23 protein-coding genes are annotated in these 23320 nt (G+C 61.1%); 6 read left to right on the forward strand and 17 right to left on the reverse strand.

The annotated features are described in order from the left end of the window. Positions 1 to 35 precede the first annotated feature (35 nt). Positions 36 to 458, forward strand: coding sequence for a DUF302 domain-containing protein (locus PGB28_RS17380; RefSeq protein ID WP_271422800.1), 423 nt, complete (start codon positions 36 to 38; stop codon positions 456 to 458). 83 nt (positions 459 to 541) lie between these two features. Further along, a complete protein-coding gene (locus PGB28_RS17385; RefSeq protein WP_271422801.1) occupies positions 542 to 1600 on the forward strand; it encodes a YeeE/YedE family protein in 1059 nt (352 codons plus the stop codon). A 30-nt stretch (positions 1601 to 1630) separates the two neighbouring features. Here the strand turns inward: PGB28_RS17385 and PGB28_RS17390 are convergent, their stop codons facing one another. The 4 genes from PGB28_RS17390 to PGB28_RS17405 form a co-directional block, all read right to left on the reverse strand. Beyond that, on the reverse strand, positions 1631 to 2575 hold the full coding sequence (locus tag PGB28_RS17390) for an MBL fold metallo-hydrolase (RefSeq protein ID WP_271422802.1): 945 nt from the start codon (positions 2573 to 2575) through the stop codon (positions 1631 to 1633). Continuing rightward, entirely contained in the window at positions 2575 to 3486 is a 912-nt protein-coding gene (locus PGB28_RS17395; protein WP_271422803.1) for an MBL fold metallo-hydrolase, read from the reverse strand. Before PGB28_RS17395 ends, PGB28_RS17390 begins: the two co-directional genes overlap by 1 nt. 117 nt (positions 3487 to 3603) lie before the next feature. Continuing rightward, entirely contained in the window at positions 3604 to 6408 is a 2805-nt protein-coding gene (gene polA / locus PGB28_RS17400; RefSeq protein WP_271422804.1) for a DNA polymerase I, read from the reverse strand. A gap of 119 nt (positions 6409 to 6527) precedes the next feature. Beyond that, positions 6528 to 6707 carry a zinc-finger domain-containing protein gene (locus PGB28_RS17405; protein WP_271422805.1) on the reverse strand — a complete coding sequence of 60 codons (180 nt, stop codon included), beginning with the start codon at positions 6705 to 6707 and terminating at the stop codon, positions 6528 to 6530. Positions 6708 to 6784: 77 nt separating this feature from the next. Here PGB28_RS17405 and PGB28_RS17410 point away from each other — a divergent pair, with 77 nt between their 5' ends. Then, positions 6785 to 7714, forward strand: a complete 930-nt coding sequence (locus PGB28_RS17410) for an ABC transporter ATP-binding protein (protein ID WP_271422849.1) — start codon at positions 6785 to 6787, stop codon at positions 7712 to 7714. Between the two features lie 63 nt (positions 7715 to 7777). Here PGB28_RS17410 and PGB28_RS17415 read toward each other — a convergent pair whose 3' ends face one another. From PGB28_RS17415 to hslO, 9 genes are all read right to left on the reverse strand, one after another. Then, the gene (locus PGB28_RS17415) at positions 7778 to 8272 is read right to left on the reverse strand and encodes a L,D-transpeptidase family protein (RefSeq protein ID WP_271422806.1); all 495 of its coding nucleotides are present in this window, start codon (positions 8270 to 8272) and stop codon (positions 7778 to 7780) included. A gap of 63 nt (positions 8273 to 8335) precedes the next feature. After that, entirely contained in the window at positions 8336 to 9124 is a 789-nt protein-coding gene (locus PGB28_RS17420; RefSeq protein WP_271422807.1) for an ion transporter, read from the reverse strand. Between the two features lie 25 nt (positions 9125 to 9149). After that, positions 9150 to 10370, reverse strand: coding sequence for a class I SAM-dependent RNA methyltransferase (locus tag PGB28_RS17425; RefSeq protein ID WP_271422808.1), 1221 nt, complete (start codon positions 10368 to 10370; stop codon positions 9150 to 9152). Positions 10371 to 10407: 37 nt separating this feature from the next. Further along, positions 10408 to 12240: an ABC transporter ATP-binding protein gene (locus PGB28_RS17430; protein ID WP_271422809.1), complete on the reverse strand. Its 1833-nt coding sequence runs from the start codon at positions 12238 to 12240 to the stop codon at positions 10408 to 10410. After that, positions 12237 to 14084: an ABC transporter ATP-binding protein gene (locus PGB28_RS17435; protein WP_271422810.1), complete on the reverse strand. Its 1848-nt coding sequence runs from the start codon at positions 14082 to 14084 to the stop codon at positions 12237 to 12239. Before PGB28_RS17435 ends, PGB28_RS17430 begins: the two co-directional genes overlap by 4 nt. A 163-nt stretch (positions 14085 to 14247) precedes the next feature. Next, complete coding sequence (locus PGB28_RS17440) at positions 14248 to 14826, reverse strand: LysE family translocator (RefSeq protein WP_271422811.1); 579 nt, start codon at positions 14824 to 14826, stop codon at positions 14248 to 14250. Continuing rightward, positions 14819 to 15973, reverse strand: coding sequence for a CCA tRNA nucleotidyltransferase (locus PGB28_RS17445; RefSeq protein ID WP_271422812.1), 1155 nt, complete (start codon positions 15971 to 15973; stop codon positions 14819 to 14821). Before PGB28_RS17445 ends, PGB28_RS17440 begins: the two co-directional genes overlap by 8 nt. Next, positions 15970 to 16569 (reverse strand): CoA pyrophosphatase, encoded by a 600-nt coding sequence (locus PGB28_RS17450; protein WP_271422813.1) that lies wholly within the window; start codon positions 16567 to 16569, stop codon positions 15970 to 15972. The genes PGB28_RS17445 and PGB28_RS17450 overlap by 4 nt, the downstream gene beginning before the upstream one ends. Further along, positions 16559 to 17545, reverse strand: coding sequence for an Hsp33 family molecular chaperone HslO (hslO, locus tag PGB28_RS17455; RefSeq protein WP_271422814.1), 987 nt, complete (start codon positions 17543 to 17545; stop codon positions 16559 to 16561). Before hslO ends, PGB28_RS17450 begins: the two co-directional genes overlap by 11 nt. A 75-nt stretch (positions 17546 to 17620) precedes the next feature. Here hslO and PGB28_RS17460 point away from each other — a divergent pair, with 75 nt between their 5' ends. Next, a complete protein-coding gene (locus PGB28_RS17460) occupies positions 17621 to 18073 on the forward strand; it encodes an NUDIX hydrolase (RefSeq protein WP_271422815.1) in 453 nt (150 codons plus the stop codon). Here PGB28_RS17460 and PGB28_RS17465 read toward each other — a convergent pair. After that, on the reverse strand, positions 18066 to 19325 hold the full coding sequence (locus PGB28_RS17465; RefSeq protein WP_271422850.1) for a PP2C family protein-serine/threonine phosphatase: 1260 nt from the start codon (positions 19323 to 19325) through the stop codon (positions 18066 to 18068). The two genes, PGB28_RS17460 and PGB28_RS17465, sit on opposite strands and share 8 nt — an antisense overlap. A 156-nt stretch (positions 19326 to 19481) precedes the next feature. Here PGB28_RS17465 and PGB28_RS17470 point away from each other — a divergent pair, with 156 nt between their 5' ends. Then, positions 19482 to 19808: an Hpt domain-containing protein gene (locus PGB28_RS17470; protein WP_271422816.1), complete on the forward strand. Its 327-nt coding sequence runs from the start codon at positions 19482 to 19484 to the stop codon at positions 19806 to 19808. Between the two features lie 18 nt (positions 19809 to 19826). Here the strand turns inward: PGB28_RS17470 and PGB28_RS17475 are convergent, their stop codons facing one another. The 3 genes from PGB28_RS17475 to PGB28_RS17485 form a co-directional block, all read right to left on the reverse strand. Then, positions 19827 to 20444, reverse strand: a complete 618-nt coding sequence (locus tag PGB28_RS17475; protein WP_271422817.1) for a 4'-phosphopantetheinyl transferase family protein — start codon at positions 20442 to 20444, stop codon at positions 19827 to 19829. Between the two features lie 78 nt (positions 20445 to 20522). After that, positions 20523 to 21047 carry a flavin reductase family protein gene (locus PGB28_RS17480; RefSeq protein WP_271422818.1) on the reverse strand — a complete coding sequence of 175 codons (525 nt, stop codon included), beginning with the start codon at positions 21045 to 21047 and terminating at the stop codon, positions 20523 to 20525. A gap of 160 nt (positions 21048 to 21207) precedes the next feature. Next, positions 21208 to 21951 carry a hypothetical protein gene (locus PGB28_RS17485; protein ID WP_271422819.1) on the reverse strand — a complete coding sequence of 248 codons (744 nt, stop codon included), beginning with the start codon at positions 21949 to 21951 and terminating at the stop codon, positions 21208 to 21210. A gap of 125 nt (positions 21952 to 22076) precedes the next feature. On the opposite strand from PGB28_RS17485, the gene PGB28_RS17490 reads away from it, so the two are divergent. Beyond that, positions 22077 to 23297 carry an argininosuccinate synthase gene (locus PGB28_RS17490; protein WP_271422820.1) on the forward strand — a complete coding sequence of 407 codons (1221 nt, stop codon included), beginning with the start codon at positions 22077 to 22079 and terminating at the stop codon, positions 23295 to 23297. The last annotated feature ends 23 nt before the right edge of the window (positions 23298 to 23320 follow it).

The raw sequence follows: 23320 nt of genomic DNA on the forward strand, positions 1-23320 counted from the left end.
ATCGGGGGCGCGTACTTCATTTGAGGGTCCAAAACATGAAACTGATTTGCGCATTTGCACTTGCCGCGACACCGGCCCTGGCGGGCGATTTTTCGACCAGCTACCCATATGATGGCAGTTTCGAAGATGCGACCTTTAGCGTGGAAAGCGCTATCGTGAATGCAGGTCTGGTGATCGACTACCGCAGCCACACCGGCGAGATGCTGGAACGCACCCGCGCCGATGTGGGCGGAGAAAAGCTCTACGATGCGGCGGATATCTTCCTGTTCTGCTCAGCGACCGTATCGCGGCAGGTGATGGAGGCTGATCCCGCCCTCATCGCGTTTTGCCCCTACGGCATTTATGTCTCCGAGCGCGACGGGCAGGTGGAAATCGGCTACCAGAATTATCCTGACGGACCGATGGATGCGGTCGAAGAGCTTCTCGACGGCCTCGTTCAGGAAGCTCTGGCTTTCTAAAGGCGAATTCTCCGGCCTTGAGCCAAATCAAGGTACACATTCATCTGTCCATATATGACGGCCCAAAGATTGAGGGACGTCCGATGGAAACGCTTATCGACAGATTCGGTGACGGCACGATGCTGGTCGCGATCGGGCTTGTGACCGGGTTGATTTTTGGCGCAGCCGCCCAGCATTCGCGCTTTTGCCTGCGGGCGGCAACTGCCGAGGTGGCAGACGGGCAGTTCGGGAGCAAACTGGCGATCTGGCTCATCGCCTTCTCTGCCGCTGTTCTGGGTGTGAAGAGTGCCATTTCAGTGGGGTGGCTGGATGTGAGCGAGGCACGGCAACTGGCCGCGACGGGCTCGCTCTCGGGCGCGGTCATTGGCGGGCTGATGTTCGGAGTGGGCATGATCCTTGCGCGCGGATGCGCGTCGCGTCTTCTGGTCTTGTCGGCCACGGGCAATCTGCGTGCTATCGTGTCAGGTCTGGTCTTGACCCTCGTGGCGCAGGCATCCTTGCGGGGGATCCTGTCACCGGCGCGTGAATACCTTGGCGCGCTATCCTTGGTGGATGGTGGGGCAGAGCGCAGCCTCCTGCATCTCACCGGTATCGGCCATAGCACCGCTGCTATCGCGGCGGCACTGGTTCTTGCCGGGGGCATTTGGCTGGCGTTGCGGCGCGTTGTTCCGCTCACACGGTCCCTTTCCGCCGCGCTCGTGGGGTTTGCCGTCGCGCTGGGCTGGGTGCTGACCTACACGCTTGCGCAGACCTCGTTCGAAGTGGTCCCGATCTCTTCTGTGACCTTTACGGGGCCGTCGACAGATACGCTCATGGGGCTCGTCAACGAACCCAGCCTGCCCGCCAGCTTCGGCGTGGGGCTTGTACCCGGGGTGTTCCTCGGGGCCTTTGTGATGGCGGTCCTGTCGGGTGAATTCCGCATCCAGCGTTTTGGCCCCGACACACCGATGGAACGCTACCTGATCGGGGCGTCGCTCATGGGGTTCGGCTCCATGCTCGCCGGTGGCTGCGCCGTGGGGGCCGGTGTTTCGGGTGGCGCAATCTTTGCAATGACAGCCTGGGTTGCGGTGTTCTTCATGTGGATCGGAGCGATGGCGACCCATGTGCTCACCACGCGGGTCATGGCACCTCAGACAGCCTGAGGTGCCAAAGGATCAATCGCTGGGAATGGGTTATTCCCACTCCATCTGTTCAAAGACGCGACCGGCGTTCTTCGTGGCCAGTTCCTCGTAGGTGTCCAGCCCCTCATAAGGGCTCTGATCCACGTAATAGGCCCCGGCCAGATCGCCGCCATTGTCGATATGTTCGCGGATCTGCGCGCGCAGGTATTCGAGATAGCCTTTGGTATATTTGCGCACCTGATCCATGTTGGTCGGGTGTCCGTGACCGGGTATGACATAGGTCGCTTCAAGCGCCTCGAACTCGGTATCCCAGGTTTCCAGCCAATCCGCGGTGATCGTGTCTTCGAAAATCGGCAGCATGCGTTCGTGAAACGCCATGTCGCCTGCGATCACCAATGACTGGTTGGGCAGCCAGACGGAAATGTCACCCGGGCTGTGCGCTGGGCCAAGGTAACGCGCCTCAATCCGGAAATCGCCCTTTTCGAGGATATATTCATCCTCAAAGGTGACATTTGGCACGGTGATCTCGGTCCCGTCCCCCTTGTCCCGGTTATAGCGCATCATGCCCGACAGGATCTGTGCCCCGTATTCCTCAAGCTCATGGGCCGCATCCACATGGGCGATGATATCCACGCCCTGCGCCGCCCAATAGGAATTGCCCAGAGCCGCGTGCCCCTGACCGTTCTCATTGAACACCGCGATCACCGGTTCATCGGTGATTTTCTTGATTTCTTCATGCAGCGCTTCGGCCAGTTTATGCGCCGCGCCGCCATTGATCACCACCACGCCTTCACCCGTCACGATGAAGCTGAGATTGTTGTTGTGGCCCGAGTTCTCGTAGGTCGGCGGGGCGGTGGCCCCAATGGCGGACCAGACGCCGGGAATGAACTCGACGGGTTTGGAGTAGAGCAAGCTGCCGGGATATTGGTCAGCGATATCTTCGCTGGCCATCATCGGCGTCGCCGCCATCATCAGTGCAAAAAGAATTCCCCGCATCACGCGTCCTCCGGGACAAAGACAAACCCATCACCCTGCGCATCCGCATGGCCAAGCCCGCCGCCGGGCAGGTGGAAGCCAATCACCCGCATCTTGTCTGCGGTGATCTTGTCAAACAGCCGCAACCGCGTCGCGGCGGCCATCTCGCCGTCCTGATCCGAACCTGACACCCAACCGGGTTTTTCAAAGGCCACGTGATGATTGCCAATGGCATCGCCCAGCACCATCACGGACTCTGACCCGGAGCGCAGTTCAAAGGACATATGTCCCGGCGTATGGCCGAAGCTGCCATGGGCCAGAATGCCCGGCAGAATCTCGGCACCGTCGTCAAAGGTGGTGATCTGATCGGCGATGATCTCAAGCCGACGCTTGGCACCCACGGCCATGGATTGCCGTTCTTCGCCAATGGTGTTGACGGTCTCATCCGCCATCCAATAGTCCAGCTCTCCGGCACCCATCATATATTCCGCGTCATAGAACAGCGGGTCTCCGAAATCGTCCAGAAGCCCCCAGAGGTGATCGGGATGGCCATGGGTAAAGACCACATGCGTGACCTCATCCGTGGAGAGGCCAATGGCGTCGAACGCCTCCTGCAATTTACCAGCGCTTGGCATGAAATCCGGGCCAGAGCCCACGTCGAACAGGATAACGCGCTCGCCGTCCCGCACGAGCGTCAGGTTGCATTCCGGGGTCAGGCTGTCGGGCGAGACGCCATATTTGTCGATGATTGGGCGCAATTCATCCTTTGGCATCGGGCCGAATATGAAATCGCCGGGCAGCATCAATGTCCCGTCGCTCAGCGTGTCGATCTGCATTTGCCCAAGGGATACACTTGACCAGACCGGTCCGGCTGCGGCCATCCCTGCCGCCGCTCCCATCCCGGCCATCATCCTGCGACGTGTCAGGTTCATCGATGATACTCCTCCTCAAAATCTCTTATATGAATATGAAGGAGTATCTACCCGCGCGCAACGGATTGCTGACGCTGCGCGCGCGGGATTTAGCGCAAAGGTACGTGGCCCGGTGCCTTAATGCGCCTCGGCCCAGTTCGCGCCCTGACCGGCATCGACAACCAAAGGCACATCGAGCTTCACCACCGGGTCGGCGGCATTTTCCATCACGTCCCGCGCGGCTTTGATGAGGTCGACTTCGGCACCCTGTTCCACCTCGAACAGCAATTCATCATGCACCTGCAACAACATCTTGGCGGGCATATCCGCGATGGCATCGGGCATGCGCACCATGGCGCGGCGGATGATATCGGCGGCGGTGCCCTGAATCGGCGCATTGATCGCCGCACGTTTGGCAAAGCCCGCGCGCGGCCCCTTGGCGGAAATCTCAGGCGTATGGATCACCCGGCCAAACAGGGTTTCGACGCGGTTGTGCTCTTTGGCGAAAGCCACGGTGTCATCCATATAGGTCTTGATGCCCGGGAAACGTTCGAAATAGCGGTCGATAAACCCCTGCGCCTCGGCCCGCGGAATGCGCAGGTTCCGCGCAAGGCCAAAGCCGCTGATCCCATAGATCACGCCGAAATTGATCGCCTTGGCCTGACGGCGCACATCGGGTGTCATCTCGTCCAGCGGCACGCCGAACATTTCCGACGCGGTGGCGGCGTGGATGTCCTGCCCCTCGCGGAAGGCCTGCTTGAGCTGGTCGATATCCGCGATATGGGCGAGGATGCGCAGCTCGATCTGGGAATAGTCCAGCGCCACCAGCACATTGCCCGGCTCCGCGACAAAAGCCTCGCGGATGCGGCGGCCTTCTTCGGTGCGCACGGGGATATTCTGCAGGTTCGGATCGGTCGAGGCGAGCCGCCCGGTGGTGGCCCCGGAGATCACGTAGGACGTATGCACCCGGCCCGTATCGGGGTGGATATGCTCCTGCAACGCATCCGTGTAGGTCGATTTCAGCTTGCTCAGCTGCCGCCAGTCCAGCACGCGGGCGGGCAGGTCATGTTCGGTGGCCAGATCCTCCAGCACATCGGCCCCGGTGGCATAGGCCCCGGTCTTGCCCTTCTTGCCGCCCTCGATGCCCATTTCGTCGAACAGGATCTCGCCCAGCTGTTTGGGCGAACCCACATTGAACTTGCGCCCCGCCAACTGGTGGATCTCATCCTCCAGCGCCGCCATCTTCTGCGAAAACGCGTTGGACATGCGCGACAGCGTATCGCGATCCACCTTGATCCCGTGCATCTCCATCTGCGCCAGCACCGGCACAAGCGGTCGTTCGAGCCGCTCATAAACGCGGGTGACCTTGGTCTGATGCAGTTGCGGCTTGAACATCTGCCACAGGCGCAGGGTGATATCCGCATCCTCGGCGGCGTATTTCGTTGCCTCGTCAATCGGCACCTTGTCAAAGGTAATCGCGGATTTTCCGGAGCCCAGCAGTTCCTTGATCGGGATGGGTGTGTGGCTGAGATATCGTTCGGACAGGGTATCCATCCCATGCCCGTGAATGCCGCCATTCATCGCGTAGGACATGAGCATCGTGTCGTCGATGGGCGCGATATTGATGCCGTTGCGGGCAAAGATCTTGGCATCATATTTCATGTTCTGCCCGATTTTCATCACGGCAGGGTCTTCCAGCACCGGTTTCAGCGCATCGAGGCAGGCGTCCATCCCCATCTGCCCCTCGGCCAGATCGTCCGAGCCAAAGAGATCGTCACTCGCCCCTTCCTTGTGGGTCAGTGGGATGTAACAGGCCTGTCCCGGCTCCACACAAAGCGAAATGCCCACCAGATCGGCGCGCATTTCATTCAGCGCCGTGGTTTCGGTATCCACCGCCACATAGCCACGCTCATTGATCCGGTCGATCCAGACCTGCAGGGCCTCCATGTCGCGCACGCATTCATAGGCTTCGGGCGTGATCGGCACCTCTTCGGCGCGCTCCACAGGGTTCGCGCCTTCGGGGGTGGTGTCGGGGATGGGCGGTGCCTCGACCCCCAGTGTCGATGAAATCCTCTTGGTCAGGGTGCGGAACTCCATCTCGGTCAGGAAGCCCAAGAGCGTGTCAGGGTCCGGATCGCGCACCTCAAGATCATCCAGACCGAAATCCAGTGGCGTCTCGCAATCCAGCTGCACCAGTTTCTTCGACAGCTCGATCTGCTCGCGTTTCTCGATCAGCGTCTGGCGACGTTTGGGCTGTTTGATTTCCCCGGCCCGGTCGAGCAATTCCTCAAGCGAGCCATATTCATTGATCAGCAAAGCGGCAGTCTTGATCCCGATCCCTGGCGCGCCGGGTACGTTATCCACGCTGTCCCCGGCTAGCGCCTGCACATCCACCACGCGTTCGGGGCCGACGCCGAATTTCTCAACCACCCCATCCGCATCGATGCGCCGGTTCTTCATCGCGTCCAGCATCTCGACCCCGCCGCCAACCAGCTGCATGAGGTCCTTGTCGCTGCTGATGATGGTCACCCGGCCCCCGGCTTCGCGCGCCTGACAGGCCAGCGTTGCGATGATGTCATCGGCCTCGAACCCGTCAAGCTCCTTGCAGGCGATATTAAACGCTTCCGTCGCGCGCCGGGTCAGCGGGATCTGCGGGCGCAGGTCCTCGGGCATCGCTTCGCGATTGGCCTTGTACAGATCGTATAGGTCGTTGCGGAACGTATGGCTGCCCTTGTCAAAGATCACCGCCACATGGGTGGGCGCGTCCGGGCCGCTGCTGTCCTCGACATATTTTTGCAGCATGTTGCAAAAGCCGCTGACCGCGCCGATAGGCAAACCGTCGGACTTGCGGGTGAGTGGCGGCAGCGCGTGATAGGCGCGAAAGATAAAGGCCGATCCGTCGATCAGGTGAAGGTGACACCCTTTGCCAAATCCATCCGCCATTGCAACTCTCCCCTGTCACGCACAGCCCAAGTCATGCCACGCCGCCCGGGGCAGCGCCAGCCTGTCTGGTCTTCTTGTCTTTGAAAATACGCCCGCCGGAGGCGATTGAAAGGCTGGTCTTACGCCTGGCCTTCGAAATCCTTGTGCACGTATTTCGCGTCACAATAGGGGCATTCAACCCAGCCGGTTTTCAACGGGATCTGCAACCAGACGCGCGGATGGCCCAGCGCGCCTTCGCCCCCGTCACAGGAGACGCGGTAGCTGTCAACGATCTTGGTTTCCGGAGCCTCTATCGTCATGGCGGACCGTTTCCTTTTGGCAAACCCTGAATTACATGCGTTATGAGGCAGATCAGGCACAGGGGCAAGGGAAGAGCATGCCACAAGCGGCGATCGAGATATCGGGACTGCGCAAGACCTATGCTGCGCAAAAGGGCGCGCCCGCGAAAGAGGCGCTCAAGGGCATCGATCTGACCATTCCGCAAGGGTCGGTCTTTGGCCTCTTGGGGCCCAACGGGGCGGGCAAATCCACGCTGATCAATATTCTGGCGGGGTTGGTGATCAAGACCGCCGGAACGGTCAAGATCTGGGGCTTTGATCAGGATGTGAATCCACGCCAGTCGCGCGCTTCGATCGGGGTGATGCCGCAGGAGTTGAACCTCGATCCGTTTTTCAGCCCGCGCGGCGCGTTGGAGGTTCAGGCCGGGCTTTACGGCGTGCCGAAATCCCAGCGCCGCAGCGATGAAATCCTTGAAATGGTGGGGCTGTCGGACAAGGCACATGCCTATGCCCGAACCCTGTCGGGCGGGATGCGGCGGCGTCTGCTTCTGGGCAAGGCGCTGGTGCATCATCCGCAGATCCTTGTGCTGGACGAGCCCACGGCGGGGGTGGATATCGAGCTGCGCCAGATGTTGTGGGACAATGTGCGCAAGCTCAACCGCGAGCGGGGCATGACGATCATCCTGACCACCCATTACCTCGAAGAGGCCGAGGAGATGTGCGACGAGATTGCCATCGTGAACCATGGCGAGCTGGTCGCGCGGGACAGCACATCGGCGCTGTTGGGTCGGTTGGATGCCAAGAGCATGGTGATTCAGCCGGACGCGCCCATCGAAACCCCGCCCAAGGCGGAGGGGCTGGATGTGTCCCTGCGTGATGACGGATCACTGGTTATCAATTACCACGCCCAGCAGACCCCGGCCGAGGCGGTTCTGGAAGCGGTGCGCAACGCGGGCATCCGCATCCGGGATGTGAAAACCCAGGAAGCGGATCTTGAGGACGTGTTTCTGGAGCTCACGCGGTCTTGAAACAGGTGAGACGCGATTTCTTTAGAAGAAATCGGCCCGAAATCTTCAAAAGATTTCGATCTCTCAGGGCCGGATGCTGATCGGCGTGCCGTTTTTCACCATGGAATAGACCTGCCGCATCTCGGTATTGGTCACCGCAATGCACCCGGCGGTCCAGTCGCGCCCGCCCTTGCGGTTTTTCCACGGGCGACCATGGATGAAAATGTCCCCACCCGGATCGACACCCGCTTCGCGCGCGCGGGCAATATCGGCCTCATTGGGATAATTGATTCCGATGGACAGGTAGAATTCGCTGTTCGGATTGCGCCGATCGATGATGTACTCGCCTTCGGGTGTGCGTCCATCACCTTGCTTGCCCTTGTGGCCTTCAGGCGCAAAACCCAACCCCACATTGTAGCTTTCCAGCACCTCGCCGTGATGCAGCAGGTACATCTTGCGCGCGCCCTTATCCACGACCACGCGGGTCACCTCGGGTCCGAAATAGGGTTGGAACTTGCCGCTGCACCCGGCAAGCACAACGCCGATGCCAAGGATCATCAGAACTTTGAGAAAACGCATAGTGTCACTGCCCGGAATGTTTTGACACAGTTTACCGCAAATGTGGCGCTGACGCATATCACATTATTGCTTGTCGGCGGATTGTCCCTCTTGGGCTGCAAGCCGTTTTTCGATGGCCTCCAGCCGCACCAGCACCTCGTCACGGTAGGCGTCCGTTGCGGCCACGTCTTCTTCGTGATGGGCGTCCTGCATGGAGTTCACGATCAGACCGACCAACAGGTTCACCACCGCGAATGTGGTAACCATGATGAAGGGCACAAAGAACAGCCAGGCATAGGGGTAGACATCCATGACGGGCCTCACGATGCCCATGGACCAGCTTTCAAGCGTCATGATCTGGAACAGCGTATAGGCCGACAGGGCCAATGTGCCGAACCAGTCCGGGAAGCTGGCGGCAAAGAGCTTGGTCGCCATGACGGCGCCGATATAGAAGATCAGCGCCATCAGCAGGAACACGCTGCCCATACCGGGAAGGGCGGTGATGAAGCCTTCGACCACCCGTTGCAGGCGGGGGGCAACGGTCAGGATGCGCAACACCCGTAGAATGCGCAGCGCCCGCAGGACCGACAGGCCTTGCGCCGATGGGACCAATGAGATGCCGACAATCACGAAGTCAAACATATTCCAGCCGCGCAGGAAGAACCGCCCGCCTTGCGCTATGAGTTTCAGGGCGATCTCGACCACGAAAATCGCCAGACAGATGGTATCAATGGCGATGATCAGACCACCGGCCCGTGCCATGGCGGTCTCCGAGGTCTCAAGCCCCAGAACTACGGCGTTCACAAGGATCACTGCGATGATCCCGTTGCGCACCCATGCCTGATCCAGCCATGCCGCCAGTTTTGCCCGCATCTGTCCTGCCCTTGTTAAGCCCGGCTCACATATGGCGACGGGTGAAGCGCGCCGCAAGCTCGATATGGGTGGACCACCGGAACTGATCCACAACCTGCACCCATTCAAGGCAATATCCCGCCTGAATGAGCGTTGCCGCGTCGCGGGCAAATGTCACCGGATTGCAGGAGACAAAGCCGATCTGCGCCACATCGCTTTTGGCGATCTGGGTCACCTGCGCTTCGGCCCCCGCGCGGGGTGGGTCGATGACAAGCGCATCGAACTTATTCAGCTCATCGGGCAGGAGCGGATTGCGAAAGAGATCGCGGGTTTCCGTGGTGACCTTCTTCAGCCCCTGCGCCTTGCGCCAGCCCTCGTCCAACGCAGTCAGCATCGCGCGGCTGCCCTCGACGCCATGCACCTCGGCCCCGCGCGCCAGCGGCAGGGCAAAGGTGCCGCATCCGGCAAAGAGATCGGCGATGTGGTCCGCCCCTTCCACCGCCTCTTTCATGGCGGCGATCAGCGTGGCTTGACCGTGATCGGTGGCCTGAAGGAACGCGCCCGGCGGCGGGACCACGTCGATCCCGTCGAAATCCTGACGTGGCGGGGCGCGCATGGCAATCGGGTCATCCTCCCAAACCAGCCGCGCCAGCCCATGCGCGCCAGCCAATTGCGCGAGCGCGATCTCCAGCGGGCCATCCAATGGCTTGCCGCCGGTGACAAACACATCCGCGCCATCCTTGGAGAGCGTGATCTGTACGCTCAGCGCGCCTTTGCGACTTGCTCCCTCGCGCGCCAGCGCCTCGGCCACCGGACGCAGGGCCAGCAGATCGGGATGCAGCAATTTGCAGTCCGGGATTTCAATGATCACATCCGAGGCGCGGCCGTGGAACCCGGCCATCGCACCCTTTTTGGTGCGGCGCGCGGAAAATGTCGCGCGACGGCGGCTCTGCGCGGGTGAGGTGGCGATGGGGCGCATTTTTGCCTCGATGCGCTGGGCGCTCAGGGCGCGCGCGACCACCTCTTGCTTCCACTCCGCCACAAACGCGTCCGAGCCATGCATCAGCTGACAGCCCCCGCAGGTCTTGAAATGTCCGCAGGGCGGGGAAACGCGGTGTTCCGACGGTTCCACAATGCGGATATCGCTCAGCCGGTCGCCATTGGCCACGGCGGAAATGCGCTCTCCGGGAAGGGTAAGCGGCGCAAAAAACGGACCCGGTGCGATGCCATCGCCCTGATGGCCCAGACGTTCGATCAGATATTCCATAACGCCAGATACAGTCTTGGCGCGCGTCGATAAAGTCCTACTCGGCGGCCTCGACGATATTCAGGAAGCCACCCGATTGCCGCTCCCAATAGCGGGCATAAACGCCGCCGCGCGCCAGAAGCTCGGTATGCGTGCCCTGTTCGACGATGCGCCCCGCCTCCAGCACCACGATCCGGTCCATCCGGGCGATGGTGGAGAGCCGGTGCGCGATGGCCAGCACGGTCTTGCCTTCCATCACCTGTTCCAGCGCGGATTGAATGGCGGCCTCGACCTCGCTGTCGAGCGCGCTTGTCGCCTCGTCCAGCACCAGAATGGGCGCGTCCTTGAGGATGGCGCGGGCCAGCGCGATGCGCTGGCGTTGCCCGCCCGATAGCTTTACACCGCGTTCGCCCAGATGCGCGTCATAACCCTTGCGGGCTTCGTGATCCTCAAGCCCGAGGATGAAACCATGGGCTTCGGCGCGGCGCGCGGCGGCGATGATGTCAGCCTCGGTTGCGTCGGGTTCGCCGTAACCGATGTTTTCACGCGCCGAGCGGTTGAACATCGCGGTTTCCTGCGTGACCATGCCAATCTGTCGGCGCAGGCTTTCCTGCGTGACGGATGAGATATCCTGCCCGTCAATGCGGATATGCCCGCTTTCTGTGTCATAGAGCCGTAAAAGCAGCGCCACCAGCGTGGACTTGCCAGCGCCGGACGCCCCGACAACGCCCAGCTTTTCGCCCGGCGAAATTGTCAGGTCGATTCCATCGACGCCGCCGGTTTCGCGCCCATAGGCAAAGCTCACATTGTCAAACCGGATCTCGCCTTGGCTCACCTCAAGCGGCGCGGCATCCGGCGCATCGGTCAGCGTGTGGGCCGGGGCCAAAGTGCGCATCCCGTCCTCGACCTCTCCAACATTGGCATAGAGCGACATGAGCGTGAAGCTCACCCAGCCGGTCATCTGCGCCAGCCGCAGGCTGACCGCGCCGGTGGCGGCAATGTCACCCGCGCTCACCAGACCGCGGGACCAATACCAAAGCGCCCCGCCAACCAGCAGGATGGGCAAGACACCGGCAACGGTCATCAGCCAGAACCGGAATCTGACGGACATCGCGCCGAATGCCAGTTGACGGTCCCGGAACCGGTCCATCGCGTCCAGCGCCACATCGTCTTCGTGATCGTCATGCGCAAACAGTTTGACGGTCTTGATATTGGTCACCGTATCCACGACCTGCCCGGTGACCATGGCGCGTGCGCTGGCCCGTGCCTTGGACCGTTTGCGGATGCGCGGCATGAAATAGCGAACAAGCGCCAGATAGCCGATGATCCAGACCAACAGGCCCAGCGCGATCCGCAAATCCACCGTACCCAGAAGCAGGATCGCCCCCACCACCGAGGCCAGCGCAAACAGCACCGTATGAATGACCTCCACCACCACATCGGTCAGGGCGCGGGCGGTCTGCATTTCCTTTTGCGCGATGCGACCGGCGAAATCATCGTCAAAGAAGGTGACGGATTGGCCCAGCGTGTGGCGGTGCAGACGCGAAAGGACAAGGTTGAAGACATTCGGCGCCACCAGAATTGTCTGAAGGTAGGACGAGGTCATGAAAATGATTGGGCGCAGCACAAGGAAGAACGCCAGAACACCGACCATGAGCCAGACATGATCCGAGAACACCGCTTCGGGTGTGCTGATCAAGGCTGCGTCGATGACCAGCCCCAGCATCATTGCCGCCATAACCTCGACAACACCCGCCGTGACCGAGGCTGCACCTGCCAAAGAAACGACCGGAAAGCTGCCGCGCAAGGCCCAGCGGAAGAAGCGTGCGAGTGTGCGCGGCGGGGCACCGCGCGCCTGTTCAAAGGGGTTGATCCAGTTTTGCGGCTTCATTCTGCGGCCTCGGCCTCTTCTGCATTCAGGAACCCGCCGGATTGGCGCGCCCAGAACCCGGCATATAGGCCACCTTGCTGCAAAAGCACGTCATGGCTGCCCTGTTCAACGATCCGCCCCTCATCCAGCACAAGGATGCGGTCCATCCGCGCAATGGTGGACAGGCGGTGGGCAATCGCAATCACGGTCTTGCCTTCCATCATCCCGTAAAGTGTTTGTTGGATTGCGGCCTCAACCTCGCTGTCCAGCGCGCTGGTGGCTTCGTCCAGAAGCAGGATCGGCGCGTTCTTGAGCATGACCCGCGCCAATGTGATGCGCTGGCGTTGTCCGCCGGACAGTTTCACGCCGCGTTCGCCGACATGGGCGTCATAGCCGCGCCGCCCCTGCGGGTCCTCCAGGTCAAGGATGAAGTCATGTGCTTCGGCCCGCTTGGCGGCGGCGATGATCTCCGCCTCGGTCGCCTCGGGGCGGCCATAAAGCAGGTTGTCGCGGATCGAGCGGTGCAGGAGCGAGCTGTCCTGTTGAACCATGCCGATCTGACGGCGCAGGCTGTCTTGTGTCACGGCGCAGATGTTCTGCCCGTCGATGCGGATGGCACCCTGTTCCACGTCATAAAACCGCAACAACAGCTTGATCAGGGTCGATTTCCCGGCCCCCGACCGCCCGACCAGCCCGATCTTTTCACCTGGTGCGATGGTCACGGACACATGATCCAGCCCGCCCCGGTCGCGCCCGTAGTGATGGGAGAGATCGTCAATCTCGATCCGTCCGTCGCGCAACTCCAGCGGTTTGGCATCCGGCGCATCGGTCAGATCGATGGGCTGGGCAATCGTCTCCATCCCTTCGGCCACGACGCCCATCTGGCGAAAGAACGAGGTCAGCGCCCACATGATCCAGCCGGTCATGGCATTGAGCCGGAGCGTCAGAGCCGTGGCAGCCGCGACCGCGCCGACGCTGGTCTGGCCCTGCATCCAAAGGCCGATGGCCCAGCCGACGACACCCACGATCAGGAACCCGTTCAACATGGTCAGCGTCACGTCCATGATTGTATAAAGCCGCATCTCACGCTGGAATGTCACACGGGTGTTTTCAATCGCGTCACGCGCATATTCCTCCTCCTGCGCGTGATGGGCGAACATCTTGACCGAATGGATATTGGCATAGGCATCCACCACGCGGCCCGTCACTTCGCTGCGCGCGTCGCTGGCGGCCTGAGAGGCGGGGCCCACGCGCACCACGGTCCAGCGGATGAGCAGGCCATAAAGCACAAGCCAAAGCAGCAGCGGGATCGCCAGCCGCGCATCCGCCTGACCCAACAGGATGACCGCACCCAGCGCATAGGCCAAGGCAAAGGTGACTGCGTCAAAGACCTGAAACACGGCCTCTCCGGCCGCGGGCGGGGTCTGCATGATACGGTTGGCGATGCGGCCGGCAAAATCGTCCTCGAACCAGCCCACCGATTGACGCAGCACATGGCGATGTGCGCGCCAGCGGATCAACGTGCCGAAATTCGGCAGGATCGTGTTGTTGAGCAGCATGACATCCAGCGCCTGAATGGCGGGGCGCAGGACCAGCAGGAATACCGCAAGCGCGATGAGCCAGCCGCCATATTGGTCCCAAACCTGTTCGGGTGAGCCGCCAAGAATGTCGACCACCCATCCCATGGCCCAGATCAGCCCGATCTCGACCGTCGCAACGATGATGGACAAAAGGGTGGCAACAACAAACACGCCTTTAAACGGCTGGGCATAGTCCCACATGAAAGCCCAAAGCGTGTGGGGCGGCGTGTCCCGCTTGGGATAAGGGCAATAGGGATCAATCAGGGATTCGAAGAACTTGAACATCAGGGGTGCCTCCGGGCACAAATGGCAACATGTTGAAAATGCGCGAAAAACCACGCATCAGAGACCGTGGTTCAGTTAAACCAAAGCTCTGTCTCCATGTTTCGCCCCCCTGATTGCTTTGAATTTCGTAGCGTGATCGAAGGGGTTTGTCACCCCTGTGGGGTCAGACGAACAAGAGCGCCGCAAAACCCGCCAGTGCTGTCGCCATGATCCGGTTGAACACACGCCACGCCAGCGGGCTTTGGAGCAGATAGGCCAGAAGCGTGCCCGCCGCAGTCCAGAAAAGGCAGACACCAAAGTTGATCCCGGAAAACGCAGAACCAAGGCGCAGCCCCTCCCACAGCGGGGACAGCCCGCCGGGATAGGCCGAGGCGGCGGCCAGCGCGACGGCCCAGACCTTGGGGTTGACCCACTGAAACAATACCGCCTCGATGAAAGACATCGGGCGCGCTGCGGGGTCCGCATCGGGCCGGCGTGCAAACCAAAGCCGCCACGCCATGTAGAGGATCCAGCCCGCCGCCGCGATCCTGAGCAGCATTTCCAGCCTTGGCATCGTGGCCAGCGCCGCGCCGATGCCCGCTCCGGTCAGCCCGGCAGTGATGCCCACCCCCACGACCACCCCCGCGAGATGCGGCAGCGTTGGACGAAATCCAAACCGCGCGCCCGAGGCGGTCAGCAGGATCACGTTCGGTCCTGGCGAAAACAGCCCGAGAAACACAAACCCATAAAGCGGATCAATCATGGTGCAGCAAGTCGTCCTTTCCGAGTGTGAAGCCGGACTCGATCCAGGCCTGCTCCAGCAGACGCAGCCGTTTGCCCAGGGCCGGACCGGAAAAGCGCGCCTTCAGGTCAGCGGAGCTGATTGGGAACACCTGTTCGGAGCCTGCCTGCAGTTCTTCGACATGTTTGGGGTCCAGATACTCCTGAAGGCTTGCGGCCCGAAGCGCCAGAACCTGCACGCCCGCGTCAAACCCGTGGCGATAGCCAAGCTCGGCGGCGGAGGTCGGCGCGCCCGCCTTGGAAACCAGAAACGCACGGCGCCTGGCATCTGCACGGCTCAGGCGGAACCGGGCTGCCACATCCTCGCCACCCAGTGCGGCCAATCTCAGGACAGGGTCCGGATCAAGGCCCGCAATCTCCTCGATCGCGATCAACGGGCCCAGTGCGGTATCGTCAGCCCCCGGCAAAACCCGCGCCAAAACGCCTGCGGCGCGCATAACCGCGACCGCGGAAACCGGGTCTGGTGCCGCCAAGAGCTTGAGCATCTCGGCCCCGATCCGTTCGCGCGACAAGCGCTCCAGCCCGTCCAGATTGCTGGCAATTGCATCCAGTGCATCGGCGTCGTATCCGCCGCTCACGTCGCCATACCACGCGTTGAACCGGAAAAACCGCAGCGTGCGCAGGTAATCCTCGCGGATGCGCTGGGCGGCATCGTCGATGAAGCGCACATGGCGGTCGGCCAGATCATCCAGCCCTCCGACCGGGTCGGTGACCAGCCCTGTCGCGTCCGCATAAAGCGCGTTCATGGTGAAATCGCGCCGATGCGCGTCCTCGTCCAGCGTATCGGCAAAGGCCACCACAGCACGCCGCCCATCGGTTTCCACATCCTTGCGAAAGGTGGTGATCTCATGCGGGATGTGGTTGGCGACCACGGTGATGGTGCCATGGTCGATCCCGGTGGGGACAGGGTGAAACCCGGCGGCCCGGGCCAGGTCGACCACCCGCTCCGGGTGCGCGTCTGTGCTGATGTCGATATCGCTGACCGGCGCACCCAACAGCGCGTTGCGCACGCAGCCGCCAACGAAATACGCGCTATGCCCGGCATCGGTGAGCATGGCGCAGACGTCCTGAGATTCGCGCCGGGTCAACCAATCTCCCGTCACCTTCATGAAGCCATCCTTTCCGCCAACCCGCGCAGGATACGCGCGGTGGCGCCCCATATGTAATAGGGGCCGAAGGGGACGGTGTAGTAGGATCGCCTATGCCCGCGCCAGCGGCGCGACTGCACCGAAAACCGTGCCGGATTGGTGACATGGGATAGCGGCACCTGAAACACCTCGTCCACCTCGCCGGGTTCCGGGACGGGTGTGAAGGGCGCGGTGATCCGGGCCAGAACCGGCGTGACCATGAAGCTGGTCACGGTTTCATGGCTGGGCAGGGTCCCGAGCACGTCAACGTTCTCGCGGGGCAGCCCCACCTCTTCCTCGGCTTCGCGCAGCGCGGCGGCGATCACGTCTGCATCGCCGTCGTCCTGTTTGCCGCCGGGAAAGGCGATTTGCCCGGGGTGATGCTTGAGCGCAGAGGAGCGTTTGGTGAGCAAAACCTGCGGCGCGCCCTCAACTACGTACAGGCCGATCAACACCCCGGCGGGGCGCAGTTTCCGACCCGCGGGCAGCACCACATCGGGGTTCAGATCGAAATCCGACGATGCGCTGCTGTCCCGTGCCAGCGCGTCGATGACTGGCGCGAGCGGGTCAGCTGTCATCGGCCTCGAACCCCACGGTTTTGGGGTCGAGGTCGTAGTGCGCCCCGCAGAACTGGCAATCGGCGGTGACACGCCCGTCCCCGGTGGTCATCTTTTCGATGTCCTTGGCGGAGTAGATCGACAGGCTCTGGCGCACGCGCTCCTCGGAGCAGGTGCAGCCAAAGCGCACCGGCTGCACATCAAACACGCGCGGCCGTTCTTCGTGAAAGAGCCGGACCAGCAAATCGGTGGGCGGCACTTGCGGCCCGATCAATTCCATTTCTTCCACCGTGTCGAGCAGGATATTGACCCGGTTCCAGTTTTCGCCGTCTTCCCCGTCCCGCACCACGTCCGAGGGGGTCAGCAGACCCGCCTCGCCAGCGCCGCCTTCGCCCTGCACAAAGGGCGAGGCCTTGGGCATGTGCTGGATCATCACGCCGCCCGCGCGCCAGTGCTCGGGTTGGCCCGGCATTTGAGATTTGCCAAAGCTGAGCGCAAAACGCGTCGGGATCTGTTCGGATTGCGCAAAATAGCTTTCGGCGCAGGCGCGCAGCGCGCCACCCGCCAGCGGAGTAATGCCCTGATAGGGTTTCATGCCCTTGCCCTGATCAATCATGATCGCGAAATAGCCTTCGCCGACCTGATCGAAGGGAGCGCCGTCTGTGAGCCGGTTTTCATCATAGCTGGCATAAGCGCGGATGCGGGCGGGCTCACCCTCGCTTGTAGCGCCGTAGTAATCGGTGGCAATCATGCGCACCGGACCTTTGGACTGGACCTGCAGTGACAATTTCCAGCGCAGTTTGACGGTCTGCCCGATCAGCGCTGTCAAAAGCGCCATTTCCGCGACCAGCGCCTCGACCACCGGCGGATAGTCATGCTGCTTGAGAATCCCGTCAAGTACACCGTCCAGACGCGCGACGCGCCCGCGAATGTCGGCGTGATCAAGCTGAAACGGCAGGACGCTGTCGTCCCACGCGATGGCGTTTGCAGATGTCATCGGATTTCCTTGTTGCCCATGCCTCGCATATCGCGACTATATGGGCGCCACAAGCCAAGGACCAAGGGGGCCGACATGATCAGGCGCGTCGGACTGCCGCCGGACCGCAAAATTCGCTACCGGTTGCGACCCGGGGCCTATGCCATCCTGCCCTGTGGCGGCGGGCTCCTTTTGACCCGGCAGCTCGATTCGGACGAAGCGCTGCAATTGCCCGGCGGCGGGATTGATCCGGGGGAATCGCCCCTGACGGCGCTGCACCGGGAAGTGTTCGAGGAAACCGGGTGGCGCATCGCGTCGCCGCGCCGGATTGGCGCGTTTCGCCGCTTTGTCTTTATGCCGGATTACGGATTCTGGGCGGAAAAAATGTGCACCGTGTATCTGGCCCGGCCGACCCGCCGGATTGGCCCGCCGAGCGAGCCGCATCACGAGGCGCTGTTCGCCGGGGTGTCCACCGCCATCCGGGACCTTGGCAATACCGGTGATCAGCGCATGGTGTCGCTTGCCCACCGCCGGGGCTGGATCACTTGAATTCCAGAAGCGCGGCCGAAATGTCGTCGGGAAAATCCTCGCCCCCGGCGAACTCTGCCAACCGCCAGACCATGGCCTCAAGGTAATCCGGTCCCCGCATATCCCGAAGCTCGCGGACCAGTCGAAGCAGCCCTTCATCTTCCAGCATTCCGCCCTTGTCATCCGGGCATTCGGTGATCCCGTCCGAGCAGATGATAACCCGGTCGCCGGGCGCAAACTGCGTCTCGATGGTTTCAAATTCCGCATCCTCGATTAATCCGACCGGCAAACCGCCACTGCCCAGCATCTCAAGACTGCCATCCTTGCGTTCGATAATCGGATGCGGATGCCCCGCCTGTGCACTCAGCATGCGTCCCGTGTCCAGGTCCACATCGGCAAACACCATCGTAAAATAGTGCTCGGTTTCCATCTCGGTCAGAACGAGCCTGTTGAGATGGGCGATAACCTCATGCGGAGGGCGGATATCGAGGGCTGAGCCTGATGTTTCGCAAAGGGCGATATTCTGTTCGGGGGTCGAAGAGGTGAGATATCCCGCCAAACGCGCGGTTATCAAGGCCGAGCTGATTCCATGACCCGAGACATCGATGGCGAAAAGCCCGAAGCGCGATTTCCCGACCGGGAAAAAACCAACCAAATCGCCGCCGACATGCCCGCTTGGCCGCAACAGCAGGGCAAGTTCGGCATTGCCGAAATCCCGAAACCGTTCCCGCACAAGGGATTGCTGAAGCTTCTTGGCCTCGATCAGGTCATTGTCCACGGCATCATAGAGCCGCTGAATTTCCGTCAGCGATTCGGTGATCTGGCGGTTTTGTTCGCTCAGCTGCCTCTGCATCTTGAGGATGCGTTCGCCCGCCGTGATGCGCGCCCGCAATTCCTCACCGTTCACGGGCTTGGACAGGAAATCATCGGCCCCGTTATCCAGCCCCTGCGCGACTGCGCCTTTGTCATTCTTCGACGTCAAAAGAATGAAATAGCCGTAGCTTTCGCGGGGCATCTCCCGGAAGCGTTTGCAGAACTCCAGACCATCCATGCCGGGCATCATCCAGTCGCTCAGAACCAGATCGGGGGGCATGTCACGGCACAGCTCCAACGCGCGCTCTCCGCCATCTGCTTCGATGACTTCATAGCCCAGGCGCATCAGCGACGCGCTCAAAATCTTGCGCTGCAACTTGCTGTCATCGACAATCAGGATACGGAGCCCGTCGACGACCGGATCCGCATTTTCGTCTTCTATTGAGCCCGTCAAGACCATCACCCGCCCGGCAAACTTGTTACATCTGACGCTGGTTTGCCAAACGGCACTTAACACGAGGTGAATGACCGATTTCTCGGAAAACTTTAGGTTCTTGGGAAACCGCCTATTCAGAATTGCATGCTATGGATTGCGAAACCAACGGAGGCAAAGCACATGATTGATTGGTCTCGTGTGTCTGAATTGCGTGCGGAAGTCGGAGAAGACGATTTCTCGGAAGTGGTCGACCTTTTCCTTGAAGAGGTGGATTCGGTCATTGAGTGCCTGTCTGCGGACCCGGATGATATCGAAGCGCAGTTGCATTTTCTCAAGGGCAGTGCCCTGAACCTCGGGTTTACCGAATTCGCGGAATATTGCGGTTTAGGTGAGACGGCGGCGGCGGCTGGCCAATCGCTCCCGATCAGCATGGCGCAACTGGCCGAGATTTACCGGACATCGCGTTCGGAATTTCATTCCGGGCTCAATACGCGTTTGGCCAGCTGACCGACACGCACAACCGGTCTAGAGGCCAGGGCCGCGCACCCGGCTGGTAACCCGGGTATCCGCCCAGTTCAATGAGACGTCAAATGCAGCACCCGCGTCCAGCCCATTGGCAAGATCGCGCGTCAGCCTCAGGCGCAAATGCTCGTCTGTGATCGGGCTCTCCAACTCGGCCGCGCCAAACCCGAAACGTTTACCGACCAATGGGAACAGCGCCTTGAACAGCGCTTCTTTGGCCGAAAACACAGCGACGTGGTCGCGGTTGGATAAGGGGCGGGCGCGTTCGGCTTCGGTCAATACGCCCGAGCGTATGGCCTCGATCGCGGAAGGTGACGGCATATGCTCGGCATCAAGCCCCGGATGCCAGGCTTCTGTCGTCAACCAGACGGCGGCAAACCCCTTGGAATGCGTGATCGAACCCCGAATCCCGTCTGGCCACAGCGGTTCTCCAAAGGCACCTCGTCCGATCTTGCCGGGCCCGAAACCCAGCATGCGCAACGCCGTGTTTGCGATCAATCGCCCGGCAAGGAACTCGGCCTGCCGCTTGGGCACTGCATGTTTCAGGGTCTCGGGACAGAGGATTTCATGCGCTGCGAAGAGACCCGGAGTGAATCGGTCAACATCATAGTGGCCGGTCACAAAAACATCGCCGCCTGAGCCTCTTTCAACCGCGAGTTCCGCTATGAAATCACCGCTGGGTTGAGGCCCCGACACAAGTCAGCTCATCAGAGTGCCGAAGCGACCGCCCTGAAAGATCAGCGGATCGCCTTCGGAAAAGCTCACTTTCGCGACGCGTGCCAGGATGATCTCATGATCGCCCGCGTCCATCGTCCGCTCCAGCCGACATTCGAAATTTGCCAGCGCACCGCGGATCAACGGCAGGCCCGCATCGCTGTCAAAGCTGTTTTCAGCGGTGAAACACTGCCCCTCACGGGCGAATGCCATGGCCAGATCGCACTGGTCCGAGCGCAATACGCTGATCCCGAATTCGGTTGCTTGCTCAAAGGCACCACGGCGTTGTGAATCCTTGGCAAGACACCACAGCACCAGCGGCGGTTCCAGCGAGACGGAATTGAAGGAATTCGCCGTCATGCCAACCGGCCCGTCTTTCGTGCGCGCCGTCACAATCGTGATACCCGTTGCGAATTGACCCAACGCATTGCGATAGCCGCGCAGGTTTTCTGCACTTGGTATGATCGTGGTCGCTGCGGTCATATGGTCGGTCCGGATCGGCTTGTTCATGGTCACATCGCATTCGCTGGCTGTTCAGTAAAGCGCAAACCGGCAACATAGGGGCAGAGCACCATTCGTCCACAAGAGGCGCAATTTCTGATGATCTAGCATGCGGACCGGGCGAAATTGCGGCATCCGGGCGACGTTTGCCGCGTCACGCGCGACCGTGTCAGTCGATTGCGCGGCCTTCGACATAGTGGCCATACACCGTGGTGAGCAGAGACACACCGATCATGGTCGCGAACCATCCCACGACAATGCCATATACCAGCGATATCACCGATCTCGGATCGCCGCTGAGGATCGTGGGCATTTGCATAAGCAGGGAGCCAAGAATCATCAGACCGGCCAGCCCGAACAAGGTTGCCCCACTGTCGCGTGTGGCGGCCAATGCATCGCCGAATGACATGTCCTGCCCAACTGCGATGGCCGGAAGCACGGGGGACAGACGGAAAAACGCATAGGACCCGATGCCGACGGATGCAGCCGTGGCCAGAACCAAGGATCCGAGAAGCGCAAACACAGTGGCCACCGGCACGACGACCACCGCCACGATCAGCGCAAGCAGGATCGACCGCCACAGGTAGCCCATGATATGCCCGGATGGCCATTGCGGCAGCCACCCCTTTGGCATCTCTGCAAGCAAGACGAACCTGTGCCACGCCACGGCGATCCAAAGGCTCGCCACCAGCGCCCCAAGCCCAAGAACAACCATCAACAGGCTGTCACCCGCGCTGACATCGGGGATTTGCGAACCGCCGGGCAGGGTGATCATGGGGCTTTGGGCGACCTTGTAATTCATGTATTGCGACGCTGCCTGCACCAGATACAGCACCAGTGATACGCGCAGCGCCACGTCCAGATTGTTCAACACCAACCGGACGGAATGCACAAACATCGACCAGGCTTTCATGACACATACTCCCCACATTCACCGGGGCAACTTGGCCGCTGCGAAGTCGGGCGTCAATCCGTCCTGCTTGCCCCCCCGATGCAAAACGGCTATCGCACTGCCGTCATTCAAAAAGGAAATCGCCCATGTCCGCGCCCAAGAAAGTTGTCCTGGCCTATTCCGGTGGCCTCGATACCTCGATCATCCTGAAATGGCTGGAAACTGAGTATGGCTGCGAAGTTGTAACCTTTACCGCCGACCTCGGTCAGGGCGAAGAGCTGGAACCGGCGCGCAAGAAAGCCGAGATGATGGGTGTCAAAGACATCTATATCGAGGATCTGCGCGAAGAATTCGTGCGCGATTTCGTGTTCCCGATGTTCCGCGCCAATGCGGTCTATGAGGGGCTGTACCTCTTGGGGACCTCCATTGCGCGTCCGCTGATTTCCAAGCGGCTGGTCGAGATTGCCGAGGAAACCGGCGCCGATGCCGTGGCTCATGGCGCGACGGGTAAGGGCAACGACCAGGTGCGGTTCGAACTGGCCTGCTATGCGCTCAACCCCGATATCAAGGTGATTGCGCCATGGCGCGAATGGGACCTGACCTCGCGCACCAAGCTGATCGACTTTGCCGAAAAGCACCAGATCCCGATCGCCAAGGACAAGCGCGGCGAAGCGCCGTTCTCGGTGGATGCGAACCTGTTGCACACCTCGTCCGAGGGCAAGGTGCTGGAAGACCCGGCAGAAATGGCCCCGGACTACGTCTATCAGCGCACCGATGATCCGCTCACGGCCCCCGACGAGCCGGAATATATCGAGATCACCTTTGAAAAGGGTGATGCCGTGGCCATCAACGGCACCGCGAAAAGCCCTGCCACGATCCTCACCGAGTTGAACGAATATGGCCGCCGTCATGGCATTGGCCGTCTGGATTTCGTGGAAAACCGCTTTGTCGGCATGAAATCCCGCGGCATCTATGAAACGCCCGGCGGCACCATCCTTCTGGAGGCGCATCGCGGCATCGAACAGATCACGCTGGACAGCGGCGCGGGCCATCTCAAGGATTCGATCATGCCGCGCTATGCCGAGCTGATCTATAACGGCTTCTGGTTCTCGCCCGAGCGCGAGATGCTGCAGGCGCTGATCGACACCAGTCAGGAACATGTGAGCGGCACCGTGCGGCTCATGCTGTTCAAGGGGGCTGCGCGCACGGTTGGCCGCTGGTCGGATCATTCGCTCTATTCCGAGGCGCATGTCACCTTTGAGGACGACGCAGGTGCCTATGATCAGAAGGATGCAGCGGGCTTCATTCAGCTCAATGCATTGCGCCTGAAGCTTCTGGCAGCTCGGAACCGGCGGCTGAAAGGCTAATTCGTAGGGGCTGTGGCCCTGAT

Origin of the sequence: Primorskyibacter aestuariivivens (genome assembly GCF_028023675.1) — a bacterium.
In the GTDB taxonomy this organism is placed as follows: Bacteria; Pseudomonadota; Alphaproteobacteria; order Rhodobacterales; family Rhodobacteraceae; genus Marinovum; species Marinovum aestuariivivens.

Excerpts from the sequence above, each read along its gene's own strand:
- PGB28_RS17470 (WP_271422816.1), top strand. The coding sequence starts at position 19,482 with ATGATTGATTGGTCTCGTGTGTCTGAATTGCGTGCGGAAGTCGGAGAA.
- PGB28_RS17485 (WP_271422819.1), bottom strand. The coding sequence starts at position 21,951 with ATGAAAGCCTGGTCGATGTTTGTGCATTCCGTCCGGTTGGTGTTGAAC.
- PGB28_RS17395 (WP_271422803.1), bottom strand. The coding sequence starts at position 3,486 with ATGAACCTGACACGTCGCAGGATGATGGCCGGGATGGGAGCGGCGGCA.
- PGB28_RS17415 (WP_271422806.1), bottom strand. The coding sequence starts at position 8,272 with ATGCGTTTTCTCAAAGTTCTGATGATCCTTGGCATCGGCGTTGTGCTT.
- PGB28_RS17460 (WP_271422815.1), top strand. The coding sequence starts at position 17,621 with ATGATCAGGCGCGTCGGACTGCCGCCGGACCGCAAAATTCGCTACCGG.
- PGB28_RS17380 (WP_271422800.1), top strand. The coding sequence starts at position 36 with ATGAAACTGATTTGCGCATTTGCACTTGCCGCGACACCGGCCCTGGCG.
- PGB28_RS17385 (WP_271422801.1), top strand. The coding sequence starts at position 542 with ATGGAAACGCTTATCGACAGATTCGGTGACGGCACGATGCTGGTCGCG.
- PGB28_RS17450 (WP_271422813.1), bottom strand. The coding sequence starts at position 16,569 with ATGACAGCTGACCCGCTCGCGCCAGTCATCGACGCGCTGGCACGGGAC.
- PGB28_RS17440 (WP_271422811.1), bottom strand. The coding sequence starts at position 14,826 with ATGATTGATCCGCTTTATGGGTTTGTGTTTCTCGGGCTGTTTTCGCCA.
- PGB28_RS17425 (WP_271422808.1), bottom strand. The coding sequence starts at position 10,370 with ATGGAATATCTGATCGAACGTCTGGGCCATCAGGGCGATGGCATCGCA.
- PGB28_RS17435 (WP_271422810.1), bottom strand. The coding sequence starts at position 14,084 with ATGTTCAAGTTCTTCGAATCCCTGATTGATCCCTATTGCCCTTATCCC.
- PGB28_RS17445 (WP_271422812.1), bottom strand. The coding sequence starts at position 15,973 with ATGAAGGTGACGGGAGATTGGTTGACCCGGCGCGAATCTCAGGACGTC.
- PGB28_RS17405 (WP_271422805.1), bottom strand. The coding sequence starts at position 6,707 with ATGACGATAGAGGCTCCGGAAACCAAGATCGTTGACAGCTACCGCGTC.
- PGB28_RS17430 (WP_271422809.1), bottom strand. The coding sequence starts at position 12,240 with ATGAAGCCGCAAAACTGGATCAACCCCTTTGAACAGGCGCGCGGTGCC.
- PGB28_RS17390 (WP_271422802.1), bottom strand. The coding sequence starts at position 2,575 with ATGCGGGGAATTCTTTTTGCACTGATGATGGCGGCGACGCCGATGATG.
- hslO (WP_271422814.1), bottom strand. The coding sequence starts at position 17,545 with ATGACATCTGCAAACGCCATCGCGTGGGACGACAGCGTCCTGCCGTTT.
- PGB28_RS17480 (WP_271422818.1), bottom strand. The coding sequence starts at position 21,047 with ATGAACAAGCCGATCCGGACCGACCATATGACCGCAGCGACCACGATC.
- PGB28_RS17465 (WP_271422850.1), bottom strand. The coding sequence starts at position 19,325 with ATGGTCTTGACGGGCTCAATAGAAGACGAAAATGCGGATCCGGTCGTC.
- PGB28_RS17410 (WP_271422849.1), top strand. The coding sequence starts at position 6,785 with ATGCCACAAGCGGCGATCGAGATATCGGGACTGCGCAAGACCTATGCT.
- polA (WP_271422804.1), bottom strand. The coding sequence starts at position 6,408 with ATGGCGGATGGATTTGGCAAAGGGTGTCACCTTCACCTGATCGACGGA.
- PGB28_RS17490 (WP_271422820.1), top strand. The coding sequence starts at position 22,077 with ATGTCCGCGCCCAAGAAAGTTGTCCTGGCCTATTCCGGTGGCCTCGAT.
- PGB28_RS17420 (WP_271422807.1), bottom strand. The coding sequence starts at position 9,124 with ATGCGGGCAAAACTGGCGGCATGGCTGGATCAGGCATGGGTGCGCAAC.